20 protein-coding genes are annotated in these 16,963 nt (G+C 46.1%); 11 read left to right on the forward strand and 9 right to left on the reverse strand.

The genetic code is table 11. The features are described from left to right. Positions 1–81 precede the first annotated feature (81 nt). On the reverse strand, positions 82–1,140 hold the full coding sequence (locus QUA20_RS19555) for a homogentisate phytyltransferase (RefSeq protein ID WP_445304689.1): 1,059 nt from the start codon (positions 1,138–1,140) through the stop codon (positions 82–84). 271 nt (positions 1,141–1,411) lie between these two features. Continuing rightward, positions 1,412–2,365: a methyltransferase domain-containing protein gene (locus QUA20_RS19560; RefSeq protein WP_333190733.1), complete on the reverse strand. Its 954-nt coding sequence runs from the start codon at positions 2,363–2,365 to the stop codon at positions 1,412–1,414. 260 nt (positions 2,366–2,625) lie between these two features. On the opposite strand from QUA20_RS19560, the gene QUA20_RS19565 reads away from it, so the two are divergent. Both QUA20_RS19565 and QUA20_RS19570 read left to right on the forward strand, forming a co-directional pair. Continuing rightward, positions 2,626–3,960 (forward strand): TrkH family potassium uptake protein, encoded by a 1,335-nt coding sequence (locus QUA20_RS19565; protein WP_333190734.1) that lies wholly within the window; start codon positions 2,626–2,628, stop codon positions 3,958–3,960. Between the two features lie 140 nt (positions 3,961–4,100). Next, positions 4,101–4,796 (forward strand): TrkA family potassium uptake protein, encoded by a 696-nt coding sequence (locus QUA20_RS19570; RefSeq protein ID WP_333190735.1) that lies wholly within the window; start codon positions 4,101–4,103, stop codon positions 4,794–4,796. 336 nt (positions 4,797–5,132) lie between these two features. Here QUA20_RS19570 and QUA20_RS19575 read toward each other — a convergent pair whose 3' ends face one another. After that, positions 5,133–5,366, reverse strand: a complete 234-nt coding sequence (locus tag QUA20_RS19575; RefSeq protein WP_333190736.1) for a hypothetical protein — start codon at positions 5,364–5,366, stop codon at positions 5,133–5,135. Positions 5,367–5,673: 307 nt separating this feature from the next. On the opposite strand from QUA20_RS19575, the gene QUA20_RS19580 reads away from it, so the two are divergent. The 3 genes from QUA20_RS19580 to QUA20_RS19590 all read left to right on the forward strand — a co-directional run bounded on the left by QUA20_RS19580 (position 5,674) and on the right by QUA20_RS19590 (position 7,591). Further along, positions 5,674–6,273, forward strand: coding sequence for a sulfite oxidase-like oxidoreductase (locus QUA20_RS19580; RefSeq protein WP_333190737.1), 600 nt, complete (start codon positions 5,674–5,676; stop codon positions 6,271–6,273). Positions 6,274–6,681: 408 nt separating this feature from the next. Next, complete coding sequence (locus tag QUA20_RS19585) at positions 6,682–6,807, forward strand: hypothetical protein (RefSeq protein ID WP_333190738.1); 126 nt, start codon at positions 6,682–6,684, stop codon at positions 6,805–6,807. Between the two features lie 91 nt (positions 6,808–6,898). Next, the gene (locus QUA20_RS19590) at positions 6,899–7,591 is read left to right on the forward strand and encodes a PEP-CTERM sorting domain-containing protein (protein WP_333190739.1); all 693 of its coding nucleotides are present in this window, start codon (positions 6,899–6,901) and stop codon (positions 7,589–7,591) included. Positions 7,592–7,873: 282 nt separating this feature from the next. Here the strand turns inward: QUA20_RS19590 and QUA20_RS19595 are convergent, their stop codons facing one another. Together QUA20_RS19595 and QUA20_RS19600 are read right to left on the reverse strand one after the other, a co-directional pair. Then, positions 7,874–8,122 (reverse strand): hypothetical protein, encoded by a 249-nt coding sequence (locus QUA20_RS19595; RefSeq protein WP_333190740.1) that lies wholly within the window; start codon positions 8,120–8,122, stop codon positions 7,874–7,876. Between the two features lie 11 nt (positions 8,123–8,133). Then, positions 8,134–8,415 carry a mechanosensitive ion channel domain-containing protein gene (locus QUA20_RS19600; RefSeq protein WP_333190781.1) on the reverse strand — a complete coding sequence of 94 codons (282 nt, stop codon included), beginning with the start codon at positions 8,413–8,415 and terminating at the stop codon, positions 8,134–8,136. A gap of 339 nt (positions 8,416–8,754) precedes the next feature. On the opposite strand from QUA20_RS19600, the gene ahcY reads away from it, so the two are divergent. From ahcY to QUA20_RS19620, 4 genes are all read left to right on the forward strand, one after another. Beyond that, complete coding sequence (gene ahcY, locus QUA20_RS19605) at positions 8,755–10,032, forward strand: adenosylhomocysteinase (protein ID WP_333190741.1); 1,278 nt, start codon at positions 8,755–8,757, stop codon at positions 10,030–10,032. A 157-nt stretch (positions 10,033–10,189) separates the two neighbouring features. After that, positions 10,190–10,804: a DedA family protein gene (locus tag QUA20_RS19610; RefSeq protein WP_172188648.1), complete on the forward strand. Its 615-nt coding sequence runs from the start codon at positions 10,190–10,192 to the stop codon at positions 10,802–10,804. A gap of 385 nt (positions 10,805–11,189) precedes the next feature. After that, a complete protein-coding gene (locus QUA20_RS19615; RefSeq protein WP_333190742.1) occupies positions 11,190–11,402 on the forward strand; it encodes a hypothetical protein in 213 nt (70 codons plus the stop codon). After that, positions 11,384–12,808: an NADP-dependent isocitrate dehydrogenase gene (locus tag QUA20_RS19620; protein ID WP_333190743.1), complete on the forward strand. Its 1,425-nt coding sequence runs from the start codon at positions 11,384–11,386 to the stop codon at positions 12,806–12,808. Before QUA20_RS19615 ends, QUA20_RS19620 begins: the two co-directional genes overlap by 19 nt. 107 nt (positions 12,809–12,915) lie before the next feature. Here the strand turns inward: QUA20_RS19620 and QUA20_RS19625 are convergent, their stop codons facing one another. Beyond that, entirely contained in the window at positions 12,916–13,524 is a 609-nt protein-coding gene (locus QUA20_RS19625; RefSeq protein WP_333190744.1) for a glutathione S-transferase N-terminal domain-containing protein, read from the reverse strand. Positions 13,525–13,593: 69 nt separating this feature from the next. Between QUA20_RS19625 and QUA20_RS19630 the strand changes: the two genes are divergently transcribed. After that, a complete protein-coding gene (locus QUA20_RS19630; protein WP_172188642.1) occupies positions 13,594–13,974 on the forward strand; it encodes a DUF2358 domain-containing protein in 381 nt (126 codons plus the stop codon). Between the two features lie 166 nt (positions 13,975–14,140). Continuing rightward, positions 14,141–15,313, forward strand: coding sequence for a TRC40/GET3/ArsA family transport-energizing ATPase (locus tag QUA20_RS19635; protein ID WP_333190745.1), 1,173 nt, complete (start codon positions 14,141–14,143; stop codon positions 15,311–15,313). A 162-nt stretch (positions 15,314–15,475) separates the two neighbouring features. Here the strand turns inward: QUA20_RS19635 and QUA20_RS19640 are convergent, their stop codons facing one another. From QUA20_RS19640 to QUA20_RS19650, 3 genes are all read right to left on the reverse strand, one after another. Next, positions 15,476–15,769 (reverse strand): hypothetical protein, encoded by a 294-nt coding sequence (locus QUA20_RS19640; protein WP_333123183.1) that lies wholly within the window; start codon positions 15,767–15,769, stop codon positions 15,476–15,478. After that, a complete protein-coding gene (locus QUA20_RS19645; RefSeq protein ID WP_333190746.1) occupies positions 15,759–16,055 on the reverse strand; it encodes a BrnT family toxin in 297 nt (98 codons plus the stop codon). The genes QUA20_RS19640 and QUA20_RS19645 overlap by 11 nt, the downstream gene beginning before the upstream one ends. A gap of 262 nt (positions 16,056–16,317) precedes the next feature. Then, on the reverse strand, positions 16,318–16,917 hold the full coding sequence (locus QUA20_RS19650) for a transglutaminase family protein (RefSeq protein ID WP_333190747.1): 600 nt from the start codon (positions 16,915–16,917) through the stop codon (positions 16,318–16,320). Positions 16,918–16,963 lie beyond the last annotated feature (46 nt).

A 16,963-nucleotide genomic window follows, 5' to 3' on the forward strand; every position in this document is an offset into this window, starting at 1 on the left:
TTCTTCCTTCTTCCTTCTTCCTTCTTCCTTCTTCCTTCTTCCTTCTTCCTTCTTCCTTCTTCCTTCTTCCTTCTTCCCCTTCTACCCCAACAAACAAGCTGCGGGAAAAATCAGATATTCTAAGAAAAACAACTTCCAGATAAACTGATAAAATGCAGCAATTTCTATTTTATCGTCCAAATCAACTTTGACACTCCAAAACCACATCAAACCCAAAGCCACCAAATGAGAAACTGCCAGAAACACTAAATTAACATTAGACAATACGATCGCTCCCGCCAAAGTCGCGCCCAAATAACAAACCGTCAACACCCAGCGAGATAAATTAAACACGGCCTGCTTGCCCAGCTCAATCGTAAACGTAGTAATATTATATTGCTTGTCCCCTTCCATGTCGGGGATATCTTTAAAAATGGCGATCGCAAACGTAAACACCACGACAAAAATCGTCAGCACCCAAACTTCCGCAGGAATGTCAAAAGACACACTCTCCAAACTCCAGCCAGAAAAAGCGCTTTTCGCCGTTCCCAAACCCAACACCCAATTAAAGTGCAAAAATAACCCTAAATTTACGATCGCGCCCCGCACCGTAAAAATGCACAGTGCCGCCCAAAAAGGAAAACGCTTCAGCCGAATTGGCGGCAGAGAATAAGCAGTCCCGATCGCCAAACTAACGCCAACGGTAGCCAGCAAAAACGGGCCTTGTAAAACAGCAGTCAAAATTGCTAGAATTCCCGTGGCAATTACAATTAATTCCCCGGTTTTACGAGAAAACACTCCCGAGGCGATCGGCAAATACGGCTTATTAATTTTATCAATTTCAACATCTTCTAACTGGTTCAATCCCACAATATAAATATTGCCGCAAATGCAAGCCAACCAGGCAAAAGCTAGGGGCCAAAATACAGGATTCACAAACAGCCGCGCGCTTTGGGCGATCGCGTACAAAGCCAATACACTCAAGCTAGTGCCCACAATTGTGTGCGGTCGAGAAAACTCCCAAAACGCCCTCACCCAGCTTTGCGGAGCCGAGCCATTTTTATCAATCCAAGACTTGTTAATCGAATCGTTGCTCATAAAACTCACACCCGCACAAAAAAAATAACATTCTGTAGGGTGCGCATTGCGCACCTTACTGATTCATGTCAACAATCGCCTAAAACCCTTTATATCTCTCGTTTATAACCTAGTATCGCTCCCTCTCGCATCCCCCTTAAGAAGACTCACTTTGAGCGCTCTTCTCCCTTTTTAAGGGGAGTAGGAAGTGAGTAGGAGGCAAGTTAAGGAGCGAGCGAGGGATTAATAGTCAAACAGTAGACTGATACTAGGTTTAATCTTAAGTTGACACCCATGCTCCGAAGAACACCTTACCCCTTAAGCCAAGACTCAAAACTTCTCCGATCTATCTCTGTTATTTTACAGCACAAATCAGCCCGAAACGAATCAATCCGCTCTGATATCCACGGCTCATCAATCCGAGAGCAAGTGCAGCTTGAATAGTCGTCCAACCGCTAGTCAGCAAACCCCAAATCGCGCTCGGAGTCAAAGCAGAATCGATCACCACATCCCAAAAAGGAGCAACAGCTTTTGACCAATCAGCGGTGCGAATACTTGTCAAAGGCAAACTGCGGACAATTTCCTCGTATTCCGGCAAAGAAATCACATAAGGCAAAGCATAAACCCGGTAAATTTCTGCCAATTCCTTTCTCTCTTCATCAGTTAATTCTCCCGCCGTTTCTCCCACCGGGCGGTGACACCAAGTTGCCAAAATCAAAGTTCCGCCCGGCTTGAGTACGCGGCAGCATTCCTGCAAAAACTTAATTTTGTCGGGCATATGTTCGCCACTTTCGAGCGACCAAACCAAGTCGAATGACTCGTCAGAAAAAGGCATATTCAAAGCATCGGCTACCAAAAAATTGACATTGCTTTCTAGCCCAGCAATTTTAGCGCGTTCGGTCGCTCTGTTGGCCTGTACCGGACTCAGAGTAATCCCGGTCGCTGTAACGCTAGCGCCCGTTTTATTTGGTTCGGGCGATCTGCTAAAATTACGATCGCTCCCGCCATCCAACTTTAAATTATTTTGAGCGATCGAACTAAACTTTTCGGTCAAATACAGCGTGCTGCCGCCGATCCCGCAACCGACATCGAGAATGCGGTAAGGTTCACAGAGTGCCTTCTCTGAGGGGACTCCAGCCCAGCCCAGCAGTTCTTCTATCAAATCTATCTGAGCCTGTCGGCGCTCTTTTTTCAAATTGCCATCCGGGCCGTAGTAACCGTGGTGCATATGTTCGCCCCACACCTGCTCCCACAAACCGCTAGAAGCGTCGTAAAGTTGCTGAATTTGCTGGTAAAGTGTTGATGTCATCGCCGGATTGCAAGTTATTAAAGGAATTCTACCGTTATTTTCCCGATGTTGTCATAGAATTTGGCGATTGAGTTCGATCGACCGCAGGCACTCGCCAGACAGAGATGTCTTAATTTCAAGCCCGACGATCGATTTGTGGGCTGCCTCTAAAATCTCAAATCTAAAATCGATTTGTGGGCTGCCTCTAAAACCTCAAATCTAAAATCGATTTGTGGGTTCCCTCTAAAATCTAAAATCTAAAATCTAAAATCTAAAATCGAATGACTGTCTCGCGAACCATTGCTTTGGGCTTTCTCGCCGTCATCCTCGCAGGTACTCTACTACTGATGATGCCCTTTTCCACAATTGATGGAACTTGGAGCGATCCAATAACAGCACTGTTTACCTCTACTTCCGCTGTCTGCGTCACCGGCTTGTCGGTTGTGGATGTCGGAAAATATTACTCTTTTTGGGGGCAACTGTGCCTCGTTTTACTGGTGCAAATAGGAGGCTTGGGCTACATGACAGCCACGACTTTCTTGCTGCTGTTATTGGGTCGCCGCTTTTGCTTGAAAGACAAAATTGCCCTGCAACAATCTCTCGACAAATCCGGGCTAGCCGGCGTAGTACAACTCGTGCAGTCAATTCTAGCAACAACGCTTTTGTTTGAATTAACTGGAGTGTTTTTGCTGATGACGGTTTTTGTCCCCCAATACGGATTTAAAGAGGGTGTGTGGTCTGCTATATTTCACAGCGTTAATGCCTTTAACAATGCAGGTTTCAGCCTGTATTCAGATAATTTAATCCAGTACATCAATTCGCCTGTGATTAACTTCACAGTCAGCGGTTTAATCATATTTGGGGGAATCGGCTATCAAGTAATTATGGAAATGTACCTGTGGCTGCGCGATCGCTTCAACAAAAGCCCTATTTGCACAGTGTTTTCCCTAAATTTCAAAGTCGTTACCAGTACAACTGCTGTTCTTTTAATTTTAGGAACCCTAGCTTTTTTGGTGCTGGAATACAACAACCCAGCAACTTTCGGCCCTCTCAATTTTCCTCAAAAATTGATGGCAGCTTGGTTTCAATCTGTTACTCCCCGCACGGCGGGATTCAATACAATTGACATTGGCAAAATGAGCGAAGCCGGGTTATTTCTGACCGTTGCGCTGATGTTTATCGGCGCAGGTCCCGGCAGCACCGGCGGTGGCATCAAAACCACAACTTTTCGGATATTATTTTGCTGTACCGCAGCAGTTCTCGAAGGCCAGGAAGATGTGGAGTGCTATCAGCGCCAAATCCCGCCAGCAATGATTCTGAAAACCATTAGCGTAGTCTTCGGTTCCCTGTTGGTCGCGTTCACATCTGCAATTTTAATTGAGATGACCAATCCCCAAGTAGAATTTATCGCAGCTCTGCTTGAGGCAGTTTCAGCCTTTGCCACGGTCGGTCTTTCCACAGGAATTACAGCCAAGATTTCAGCGATCGGTAAGTTGGTTTTGATTGCTACAATGTATGTAGGTCGGGTTGGCGTGTTGCTGCTGATGAGTGCTGCCTTCGGCGACCCAAAACCCAGGTCTTTTAAGTATGCTGAGGAAAGTTTGTTAGTCGGATAAAAAAATCCTGCCTCGTTGCTGATAATCTAAACAATGGGTGACAACCCAAATCAACTTTTACTACTTACCCAAAAATCAAAAGGAGGCGGCGCTGTGTCTGCTAAAATTTAAACAGCAAGACGCTCAGCGCTGGATATTCAGTGAACCTGTCATCTTTAAATTTTTTTCGGACTTTGCGCGCCGAAAACAAGCAGTTTGCAGTTATTGGTTTGGGACGCTTCGGCAAAGCTGTGTGTTCGACTCTGCACGGCTTGGGTTACGAAGTCTTGGGAGTTGACACCGATGAAAAAAAAGTAACTCAAGCTTTGACCGATCGTATTGCTGCTCACGTTGTGCAGTTAGATTCTACAGAGCCTAGCGCTCTTGCGGAAGCTGGTATATTTGAATTTGAAACAGTGATTGTTGCGATCGGCAATTACCTAGCAGAAAGCATTACCACCACCCTAAATCTTAAGGAAGGCGGGGTAAGTCACGTAATAGCCAAAGCTTCTTCGGAAACTCACTTAAAACTGTTGAAAAAAGTCGGCGCAGATCATGTCGTTTTTCCCGAACGAGAAATGGGCTGCTCTTTAGCCCGAATTCTTACACAACCCAGCATTTTAGAACGGTTTGACCTCGACCCAGATCACAGCATCGTTGAGTTGCTTGTCCCTGAAAAGTTTGACGGTAAAACCATCTCGGAATTGGATCTCCGGCGCAGGTACGGTTTGAACTTGCTAGCAGTCGGTCGCGCCGACAAGTTCGAGATCAATCCGCAGCCAAACGAACGCTTGAAAAAGGGCGAGGCGATGGTAGTAGTTGGTTCTAATAAAGATATCAATCGCTTGCCAATTTAACAGCTCGCCATTTTACGAACATACAGCCACACTCCTCAACTCAGAAACCCGGTTTCTTAGGTTCCGAGTGCGTAATTCCTAAGCAAGTCTTGCGGGATTTGTGAAAATTTTAGCCTCCCACAAACCCGGTTTATCTTAGATAAACTGGGTTTCTCTGTCGATTTTTATGTTCTAATTTTTAACCGAAATATCTAAATTGAATTTCTCCAATGCTGGGGTTGCTTCCGCTTTGGCGACCCCATCTAAGAACATAGCCAGACAAATTGCGAAAATCTCAACAAGGTAGCAGCACCCGATCGCGCTCCCGCAACTGTCTTAAGCGCTAGCCCTGAAAATTCAGCCAACGTTCAAGATTTTTTGCAGGTAAGCTTTGCCCAAAACCACCACCGCCAAGACTAGAGCGAGTTCAACAAACCAAGGACAGACCGCCACAAACCAAATTAACGAACACACTCCAATAATTGCAGCTATGGGAGCCGGAATTCCGTCTAGCGTTCTGTTGTCAGTCCCCACAGCCACCAACAAAGCAATAAAGCAGACCGCCAACGGAATCAAGCAAGGTGTGAACATGATTTTTACCCCATCAATTTTTTTACATATGGCATCTCAGCATATTTACAATACATCAAAGATTCGGAAATGCACCATTAATTGCGATATGATTTAAGATTAACAAATTAATACTCTGGGGTGATATATTTTGTAATTTTTAGCTTCGCATCTCTCTAAAGGCAGAACTAGGTTGGCATCAGGCAGGATTTGGGAATTTTTATTTCGGCAGAAGTGCTTTTGCTTTCTACCTTGAGATTAATTGCGATGCGCCCATATCTGCAAGTTATAGTGAGGATTGCAGGCAGTTACTGTAGAGCGTGAATCAATGCTGGGCAAATTTTTTCGCAAGCCAGAATCAGAAAACAGCGATCGCGTCCCCCCGGGTCAATACCTCGCCAACGGCTTTCCCGTGCTGACCTACGGCGATACACCCTCCGTCAGCATTGAGAGTTGGGAATTTAAAGTCTGGGGATTGGCAAAACCACAAACCTTCACTTGGTCGGACTTCCAGGCTATGCCCCAAAGTAACTTTACTGCGGATTTTCACTGCGTCACCCGGTGGTCAAAACTCGACGTGCAGTGGACGGGAGTCAAAGTCACAGATTTCATGAACTACATAGAAGTCGATCCGAAAGCTCTGCACGTCCTGGAACACTGCTACGGCGGCTACACTACTAACATTGCGATCGCCGACTTCCTCCGAGAAGAAAACTTTTTCGCCCACACCCTCTTCGGCGAACCCCTATCCCCAGACCACGGCGGCCCGATGCGGCTGGTAGTTCCGCACTTGTACGCTTGGAAAAGCGCTAAATGGATTAACGGCCTGGAGTTTACCGAAACCGAAGAACTCGGTTTTTGGGAACGCAACGGCTACCACCAGCGGGGCGAACCTTGGGCCGAGGAACGCTACAGCGGTCTGTTTTGATGCGGTCGATCGGGAGCAAGGACTTGCCCAGAGGTTCTATATACGGTATTTGTTAAGGGGGTATCCGCTCTTTTACCGCTTCAATCTGGTCCCATCGCATATAGTCGATCGTATCTTTGGGAGGGATCGCGGCGCTGGATCTATTTAATTTAACCTAAAGACGTAAACCCAAAGATCGCAGTTTGTACGTAATTTACCCGATAGATAAACTACTTTAACTTTCATACGCAAGTCCCAAAAAACAAATATTCCCAGTTTCGGGTTAATATAAAACTTCTCTACCTGTCAGCGGGCAAAAATATCACCGTATATATACTTAAGTGTTTGTTATTGAGGATTTAGACTTGAGAATAAAATAAAAAATTAGCATAAACCCGCTCCAAATCAGTTTGGTTCCTCGGCGCTCCCATGCCGGCGACTGCAAGGTTTAAAGCCACAATTTGTATAATTATTGGTGTGTATTTTGAGGGAGCGCTCGCCCTGCAAGCCGATGCGATCGACAGCATTTGTGAAGGATGTGTAAAGGCTGGGTAAAGAATATGTCAAAAATTACATAAAGTGCCAAAAATACAAAAAAGTATCGCATAATGAAATTATTAAGAGCCTATCGAAAAAGGAACAGATTATGAATACCAAACTATTATCCGCCCTCACAGCTACCGCAGCCGCCACAGCTATGTTGGGCGCCGCAGCTCCAGCTCACGCATTCTCCTTTGGTACCAACGGCATCTCATTCCAGCAAGACACAAGTGTCACCTTTAAGTTCAAAGAATCTCACGGTCAGTACCAATCCTCTTTGGGAGTCTACACTGTGAATGACTCGGCGATCTCTAAAGTGGCCAACCTGTTTTCGGAAACTAAATCCTCAGACAACGAGTGGGAAAACGAATGGAAAGGAACTCTGGGCAATACAGTCACGGGTCCTGCCTCGGTAGTATTCACATTCCTGGCAAATCAAATTTATACTTTGGGACTCGACAGCGGCGACGATGGCACTGTCTACTCAAGCTCAGCCTTGAACTCCAACACCCAGCTAGCCGTGTTTGGCGGGCAATCGCAACTGTGGAACGCACTCGGCAAAGAAACAACGAACGTCTTCCAAGCTGCCGGAAACTTCACAAACGGAACAGGTTCTCTGTTTAATGGAGGCACGCTAATCTCCTTCGACGATCGCGGTAACAGCAACGACGCAGACTTCCAAGACTTCGCAGTGAGCGCAGAAGCAGTTCCCGAACCAATGACAATGACTGGTTTGGCTCTCGGTTTGGGTGGCTTGGTTGCAGCCCGCCGCCGCCGCGCTAGCAAGACTGCTTCCTGATTTTTTCAACTGCAACAATCTGCTCAATTTCGTTTGGCAAAATAGAATACAATTTGGAGGCGCGCTAATATAACATCGGCTCGCCTTTTGCTTGATTTGAAAAGTCAGATGCCAGAAGTCAGAGGGAAGTTCGGCAACGAACCAGTGTACGGGATTTAACGGATTTAAGGGATGGATGTTGAGGGAAGAAGTTAAGGGGGAAGAAGTCCGAGGGGAGAAAGAGCATTTTTCCCACTCTCCGACTCTCCCTGTCTCGCCCTCTCCCAACTCAAAATTCAAAACTCACTCACGGTCAAATGTTCGATCGTACAAAGTCACTGGTACGGGTTGAGGAATTTTAAGGTCGGCCCGGACGCACGCTACTTTAATCATCACCACAGCCCTGGTTTTTGTCCGTCCCACCTGTGCTTCTTCCGGCAGCGTCCAATAGCCGACAATAAGATGCAAAGAACCATCGTTAATGCTTGAATTATCAACTTCCGGAGTTGGTGGCGACAAAACGCCTTCGACTTCGGAAATAGCTTTAAACAAGGTTTCAATTACTAGAGAAGGTCGGTATCGCAGGCTAAAATTAAAGGCAGGTCTGTTCGCCTGTGTGGCAGGGCTGTTAGTACCCCCACAGAATTGGTAAATACGATCGCATTGGGCATGATAACTCGCTCTCCCCGAGCGCTCAGAATTTGAGTTAAACGCATCGAAATCTTTTCAACAGTACCTTCAAAGCCTTCTAAAATTATCTGATCTCCCAATTGAAACGGTTCGTACAACAGCAGCAATATTCCCGCTAAAAATTTTTTGAAGATATCTTGGAAGGCGAAACTAATAGCTACTCAACCCAGTCCTAACAAACCGATAATATCTCCCGGACGCAAAGCCGGGAACGCAATCACGCAGACGATCGAACTTTCAGCCGCCCCAGTGAGAGTGTCAAATAATTCAAGAACGCCACGCTAACACAAAAGATTGAGATCGATCGCCCGACAGGAATGTTTGACTCTCGCTGTGCGGGTGACTCCATAGACTCGCTCGCTAATCGATCGAACACAATCAAAATTTAAGATTAGCCTCGCCGCCCCCGATCGAGTAAAATCACAGCACTTGCCCGCCGATGGCTTAATCTGCTAAAACTAACAAAGTTTGATGATTTCTCAGAAATAACATACATGGTTGCTACATCCGTCAAGATTAAACACGAAGTCAAAGACTTGTCCCTCGCCCCCTTGGGAAAGCAACGCATCGAGTGGGCCGGCCGGGAAATGCCCGTTTTGCGGCAAATTCAAGAACGCTTCGCTAAAGAAAAGCCTTTCGCTGGCATTCGCTTGGCTGCTTGCTGCCACGTAACCACAGAAACCGCTCATTTGGCAATCGCCATCAAACTCGGCGGTGGCGACGCCGTACTGATCGCCAGCAACCCCTTGAGCACTCAAGATGACGTAGCGGCTTGCTTAGTTCAAGACTACGGCATTTCCGTCTTCGCCCTCAAAGGAGAAGATGCGGCTACCTACGAACGTCACGTCTACACAGCCCTAGACCACCGCCCCAATATTATCATCGACGACGGCAGCGACGTGGTAGCTGCCCTGATCCAGCACCGCCCGAACCAAATTTCCGACTTAATCGGAACTACCGAAGAAACTACCACAGGCATCGTGCGCCTGCGAGCAATGTTGAAAGACGGTGTGCTGACTTTCCCCGCAATGAACGTCAACGACGCCGACACCAAGCACTTTTTCGACAACCGCTACGGCACCGGTCAATCTACCCTAGACGGCATTATCCGCGCTACCAATATTTTGTTAGCCGGTAAAAATATTGTGGTTGCAGGTTACGGTTGGTGCGGCAAAGGCACGGCACTGCGCGCCCGCGGCATGGGCGCTAACGTAATTGTCACCGAAATCGATCCGATTCGGGCGATCGAAGCAGTGATGGACGGTTTCCGCGTCATGCCGATGGACGAAGCAGCAACAGTCGGAGATATATTCATTACCGTTACCGGCAACAAACACGTCATTCGTGCCGAACATTTCGAGACCATGAAAGACGGCGCAATTGTTTGCAATTCCGGTCACTTCGACATTGAAATTGACCTCAAATCCCTTGGCACAAAAAGCACCGACGTGAAAACAGTCCGGTCTTTCACTCAAGAATATCGCCTCAATAATGGCAAGTCGATTATTGTGTTGGGCGAAGGCCGTTTGATCAACTTGGCAGCAGCCGAAGGACACCCCAGCGCCGTCATGGATATGAGCTTTGCTAACCAAGCTTTAGCCTGCGAATATCTGGTTACGAACAAAGGCAAACTAGAGCCTGGTATTCACTCAATCCCCGTGGAAGTTGATAAAGAAATTGCCCGTCTCAAATTGGAAGCAATGGGTATTCACATTGATACCTTGACTGCCGATCAAATTGAGTATACCAACTCTTGGACTTCGGGCACTTAATCATCGATCTATCCCCACCGTAGGGACACGGCAATGCCGTGTCCCTACTTCATAAATTTCCTTCTTCCAACTTCGGCATTCGGTCTTCCTGACATCCGTTACATAATCCGTTGCCGAACTTCCTTCTGCTATACCTATTACCAATTATTAAATCAAAATGGTTGAATGGATAACTAACACAATGCAGTCGATGGGTTATCTCGGAATTGGCCTGTTGATGTTTTTGGAAAACCTTTTCCCCCCCATACCCTCAGAATTGATTATGCCTCTGGCAGGATTCACGGTATTCAAGGGCGGAATGGAGTTTTCACCGGCGATCGCAGCAGGGGTAATCGGTACAGTTCTGGGGGCGATTCCTTGGTACTATGCGGGTAAATTATTGAGCGAAGAACGCTTGAGGAATTTAGCCGACAAATACGGCAAATGGATCACTGTATCGGGCGCCGATATTGACAAAGCGAATAGATGGTTTAACAGACACGGCAACAAAGCCGTGTTTTTGTGTCGCCTCGTACCCGGAGTTCGCACCCTGATTTCCCTGCCCGCTGGCATCAACAATATGCCTTTAATTCCTTTTTTACTTTACTCAACAGCCGGCACTCTTTTGTGGGTGAGTTTCCTGACTTTTGCCGGATATAAACTCGGGGAAAATTATGGACTTGTCGATGATTATCTGGGCCCTGTTTCCAAAATAGTTGTGGTGAGTATTGTCATTTGGTTTATTTTGTGGGTTGTCAAAAAAAATATGCAGAAGGAAAAATATCGCAAATAAATGCAAATTTTGTGAAAATAATCTGCGTTGATTCGCGTTCATCTGCGGCGACAATCACCATTTTGACCCAGCCCAAAAACGAATACAAGTTTCCTAAAGGATTCGTGAGCGACCCCAAGTTTTAGACCCGAGTTCAAAATCCCAGATGAATCTGTGGAGTAAATCTAAAATCTAAAATCTAAAATCTAAAATCCACTTTGACCCAGCTCAAAAACGAATACAAGTTTCCTACAGGATTCGTGAGCGGCCCCAAGTTTTAGACCCGACTTCAAGATCCCAGATGAATCTGTGGAGTAAATCTAAAATCTAAAATCTAAAATCTAAAATCCACTGACTCGCTTCCAGCATCTTCCCAACATTAGGGCTGAAAGATAGAGAGGCATATTTGATAGAAACTTCTGCTATATTTGCTACTTTTTTAAAGTTACTTTTAAATTTACGATCGCCCAAAAGTCACAGTGACGGCCAGCCGATCGCCCAAAAATCCAACTTAAATTTATACAAATATTTAGGCGTGTTTGAGGTTTGGGCAGATAATCGTGGCAAAATAGGGAACATTGCTATCCGCGCTGTTAAGATATGTACGAAAAGATTGTAGCCCCGACAACTGGTTCTAAAATTACTTTCAAAGACGGTTCGCCGATCGTCCCCGATGACCCGATTATTCCCTTCATTCGCGGTGACGGTACGGGTGTGGACTTGTGGCCAGCATCCCAGAAAGTCATGGATGCTGCGGTAGAAACAGCTTACGGCGGCAAGCGGAAAATTAACTGGTTCAAAATATATGTAGGCGACGAAGCTTGCGATGTCTACGGGACTTACCAATATTTGCCGCAGGATTCCTTAGACGCCATCAAAGAGTACGGAGTCGCCATCAAAGGGCCGCTGACAACCCCAATTGGAGGCGGCATTCGATCGCTAAACGTAGCTTTGCGGCAAATCTTTGACCTTTACGCCTGCGTGCGACCCTGCAAATATTATGCTGGAACACCATCGCTGCACAAAACTCCTGAACTGCTAGACGTAATTATTTACCGGGAAAATACAGAAGATATTTACCTGGGAATTGAATGGCCCAAAGGCAGCGAAATCGGCAAAAAATTGATTGAATTCCTCAATAATGAGTTAATTCCGGCAACACCCGAACACGGCAAAAAACAAATTCGCCTCGATTCAGGAATAGGAATTAAACCAATTAGCAAAAGCGGTTCTCAACGTTTAGTGCGGCGCGCCATCGCCCACGCTTTGCGGTTGCCGAAAGACAAGCAGCAAGTGACTTTGGTGCACAAAGGCAACATCATGAAATACACCGAAGGAGCTTTCCGAGATTGGGGTTACGAACTGGCAACCACCGAATATCGCGATCAGTGCGTGACTGAAAGAGAGTCTTGGGTTCTCGCCAACAAAGAACAAAATCCTGACATTAGCTTGGAAGACAATGCCCGCCTAATAGATCCGGGATATGATGCTTTGACTCCAGAAAAACAAGCTAAAATTCGTCAAGAAGTTGCCGACGTTTTGTTTGCAATTTGGGACAGTCACGGCAGCGGTCAGTGGAAAGAAAAGATTATGGTCAACGACCGAATTGCTGACAGTATTTTCCAACAAATTCAAACTCGACCGGGCGAATATTCGATTTTGGCGACGATGAATTTGAACGGGGATTATTTGTCCGATGCGGCGGCAGCAATTGTCGGCGGATTGGGCATGGGGCCCGGCGCGAATATTGGTGATGAATGTGCTGTTTTCGAGGCAACTCACGGCACTGCACCGAAACACGCGGGTTTGGATAAAGTCAATCCCGGTTCCCTGATTTTGTCCGGGGTGATGATGTTAGAATACATGGGATGGCAAGAAGCCGCAGATTTGATTAAGAAGGGTTTGGGAGCGGCAATTTCTAACGGTGAAGTTACTTACGATTTGGCGAGGTTGATGGAGCCGCCGGTGCCTGAGTTGAAGTGTTCGGAGTTTGCTGAGGCGATTATTAAGCATTTCGCCGATTGAGTTTGAGGGCTTTTTTTGAACGGGCTAGAAGCCCGTTCCACAACCAGTAAACTTGCTTTGTGGGGTGGGCGGGACGCCCTCCCGAAAATACAATTTAGATGCGGGGTTTATAATGATGGAACAGCCATTCCGCGCTCAACGGCGGGACGCTTCTGCACGGTTTCTACCCAACGTTTGAGGTGGGGGTGGTTGTCGAGGGTTAATCCTTGAAATTCGTAAATAGCAACCCAGGGATAGGTAGCAATGTCGGCTATAGAATAGTCGCCGCAGATGTATTCGTATTTTGCTAGTTGAGTGTCTAATACTCCGTAGAGGCGCAATGTTTCTTTTTCGTAGCGCCCGATCGCATAGGGAATTTGTTCGGGTGCAAAGCGTTTGAAGTGGTTTAGTTGACCAAACATCGGGCCGACGCTGGCCATTTGAAACATCAGCCACTCCATAACTTGAAAGTATTTTTGTTTGTCGGTGGGCAGAAATCTGCCACTTTTTTCGGCAAGATAGATCAGAATAGCCCCGGACTCGAAGACGGTGAGGCCGTTATCTCGATCGACTATCGCCGGAATTTTGCTGTTGGGGTTGATGGCGATGAACTCGGGGCTAAATTGGTCGTTTTTTGTGATGTCGATGACGTGCACGCTGTAGGGTAAACCTATTTCTTCGAGCATGATCGAGACTTTGCGGCCGTTTGGTGTGGTAAAAGTGTAGAGGTCGATCATAAGTTGTCCGCCTTTTCTCAAGCAAGTATAAACTATATTATAATAATTTAAGGCAAATATCTAATCATAATGGACATTATTGAAATTCTCAAAGACGATTATCAAAGATTTCCCCAAAATCAGACTTACAGCATTTATGCAAAAGATGTTTATTTTGAAGACCCTGTGAATCGATTTACAGGAGTCGAACGCTACCGCAAAATGATCGGGTTTATGGGGACTGTTTTTAAACAAATTAAACTCGATTTGCACGGCATTTCGCGATCGGGAGATACTATCGAAACTCGCTGGACTCTGAGCTGGATCGCACCGCTACCTTGGAAACCGAAAATGGCGATCGCCGGTAGGAGCGAACTTAAAGTCAACAATGACGGTTTAATCGTTTCCCACATCGATTACTGGAACTGTTCGCGACTAGACGTGCTCAAACAACTGGTAATACCATTTTAAATTTTAGATTTTAGATTTTAGATGGGGAATGAGAGTAACCCCTTTGAGTAAGGTGCTTATACAGCACCCTACCGCAGGGCCCCGTGCATCAGTCCTGTTAAATTAATTTCTGTTACATTCCGTTACAATATAGAAGTAAAGAATTTTCAGGCGAGCTAAACAATCAATGCGCTTAATATTAATGACCGGAAAAGGCGGCGTCGGCAAAACCTCCGTAGCCGCTGCGACTGGGCTGCGATGTGCCGAATTGGGATACAAAACCCTAGTGCTGAGCACAGATCCCGCTCACTCCTTAGCCGACAGCTTCGACATGGAACTCGGGCACGATTCGCGGCTGGTAAAACCGAATTTGTGGGGAGCAGAATTAGACGCTCTCAGGGAATTAGAAGGCAATTGGGGAGCAGTTAAGCGCTACATTACTCAAGTCTTGCGAGCGCAGGGACTCGAAGGCGTGCAAGCTGAAGAATTAGCCATCTTGCCAGGAATGGATGAAATCTTCGGTTTAGTGCGAATGAAGCGGCATTACGACGAAGGCGAATTTGATGTTTTAATTATCGATTCTGCTCCGACTGGCACAGCATTGAGACTGCTAAGCTTGCCGGAAGTTGGCGGCTGGTACATGAGAAAATTTTACAAGCCGCTGCAAGGCATATCAGCCGCCCTTCGACCTTTAGTTGAACCTATTTTTAGACCGATTGCGGGTTTTTCTTTACCCGACAAAGAGGTGATGGATGCACCTTACGAATTTTACGAACAAATCGAAGCTTTGGAAAAGGTTTTAACTGACAATACTGTGACTTCGGTAAGGTTAGTTACCAATCCAGAAAAAATGGTAATTAAAGAATCTCTGCGCGCTCATGCCTATTTGAGTTTGTACAATGTAGCCACAGATTTAGTAGTAGCTAACCGAATTATTCCCGCAGAAGTAACTGACCCATTTTTTAAACGGTGGAAAGAAAGCCAGGAACAGTACCGTCAGGAAATTCACTCAGATTTCATGCCGCTGCCAGTTAAGGAAGTGCCACTTTATTCTGAAGAAATGTGCGGTTTGCCCGCTTTGGAACGCTTGAAAGAAACGCTTTACAAAGACGAAGACCCCAGTCAAGTTTATTACAAAGAAAATACGATTAAGATCGTGCAGGAAAACAATCAATATAGTCTGGAACTGTATTTGCCCGGAATTGCTAAGGATCAGATCCAGTTGAGCAAAACGGGAGATGAGTTGAATGTTCGGATTGGGAATCACCGCCGTAATTTGGTGTTGCCGCAAGCTTTAGCGGCGCTGCAACCTTCGGGGGCGAAGATGGAGGATGATTATTTGAAAATTAAGTTTGCTTGATGCTACGGGTAGGGACACGGCATTGCCGTGTCCCTACAATTAATCGGGCGGTAGTTACATCTCTCGCGAGCATTATGGCTGGGAGTCCTTGCCCGTGCTACGATTATTTTGGGGTAGGGAAACGGCATTGCCGTGTCCTCCGTTACTGCTGGCTAGACACAATTAACAGGACTCAGCACGAAGGACTTCGTTTAATGCTTCATCAATCACTGCATCGCTGACACCTCGACGCTTCAAACTTGCTACTAAGGCTGTTACTGTCTCGCTTTCAAATCGTTCTAAATCAACGCGCAAACCTTGACCGATATAAGCACGAATTAATGGCTGATAACCCGAAAAACCCAACAATGGTGCAACTTTCTTTAGATCTTCCACAACATCTTCGGGCATACGGATCGTTACGCTAGTCATTGGACGGTTGCGGTTTAATCGCTGCTTTAATGCTTCAACCTTCATACTCTGCCCTCTCCTGACGAGTTGCTTTACGTGCTGAAATAATCCGAATGACATTTTCTTCACGCTCAATGTGAACCACATACAGTAGATTCCACCGACTATCTAGCCCAATCACAGCATCACGCGCTTCCTCATTGCGGCTGGCATCAACGACAACTAGAAATGGGTCAAAGAAGCATTCAGCAGCTTGTTGAAAAGTAACCCCATCATGATTTGTGGGATTGATCCGCGCTTTTCCCTCGTCCCATACAAAGGTAATGCCATTGAGCACGAAGTATACATTCATGCTCCCTAGTATAGGTAAAATGTATTTACAATGTCAATACGTTATTCACAAAAAACGATTTTTTTCAAACTACTGCCGCAGCCTGTGCTGCTTGTTGGGGCTTTTCACTGTTTCTGCATGAACACGAACGACAGGGGTTTGTTTATTTTTTTCACTATTGAATAGCTTGTATCCGAGCCGCTCATAAAGACGAATGTTGCGGCTCTTTTGCCCGTGAACAATTCAAAACGCTGCGCCTGCCCAAAGCAGGATTCGATGTGTATCATAGCAGACCATAACTCTTCGCGGACTCCAACGAAATGTCTGGGAGATTACGAAGCATATCATCCCATGTCTTCTGTGCTTGCAATGCTTCTATAACGACTTGAAGCGGCTCTGAGAATATGGCTGGAAAATCTGCCTCTTCGGAAAACTGAATCTTGAATGCTAATTGCTCTTGGGGTGGAGTGAACTGAGCGTTGACTGCTTCTTTGTTACCTCTTGCATCAACTCGATACCAACCAACTTCAGGTAAATGGATGGCATTGAAACCGTGCAAACTATACGGCGCACCCTTGTCATCAATACTCAACCGCTGGTAGCAAAGACCTGCTGGAATTTCATTTGCTCTTAGTAACGCTGCTAACAAGTGACTTTTCGCATAGCAATACCCTGTTTTGTGCTGAAGTACATCTGAAGCTCTACAGGTCACAGGACTCATTTGATAGTCATAACTGTGACGAATTTCATCTCGCACCCACTCAAAGCAAGCCTTAGCTATCGCCGTTGGTGTCTCATATCCCGATGCGATTTGTTTAGCACATTCCCGAATTTTAGGATGCTGCCAATCAATAACTTCACTCACTTTCAAGTATTCTTCCATGTCAACCGCTAGGAACGCTACAGCCTCAATTGTAAACACCTTACCA

Source organism: Microcoleus sp. Pol7_A1 (genome assembly GCF_036701085.1).
Taxonomy (GTDB): domain Bacteria; phylum Cyanobacteriota; class Cyanobacteriia; order Cyanobacteriales; family Microcoleaceae; genus Microcoleus; species Microcoleus asticus.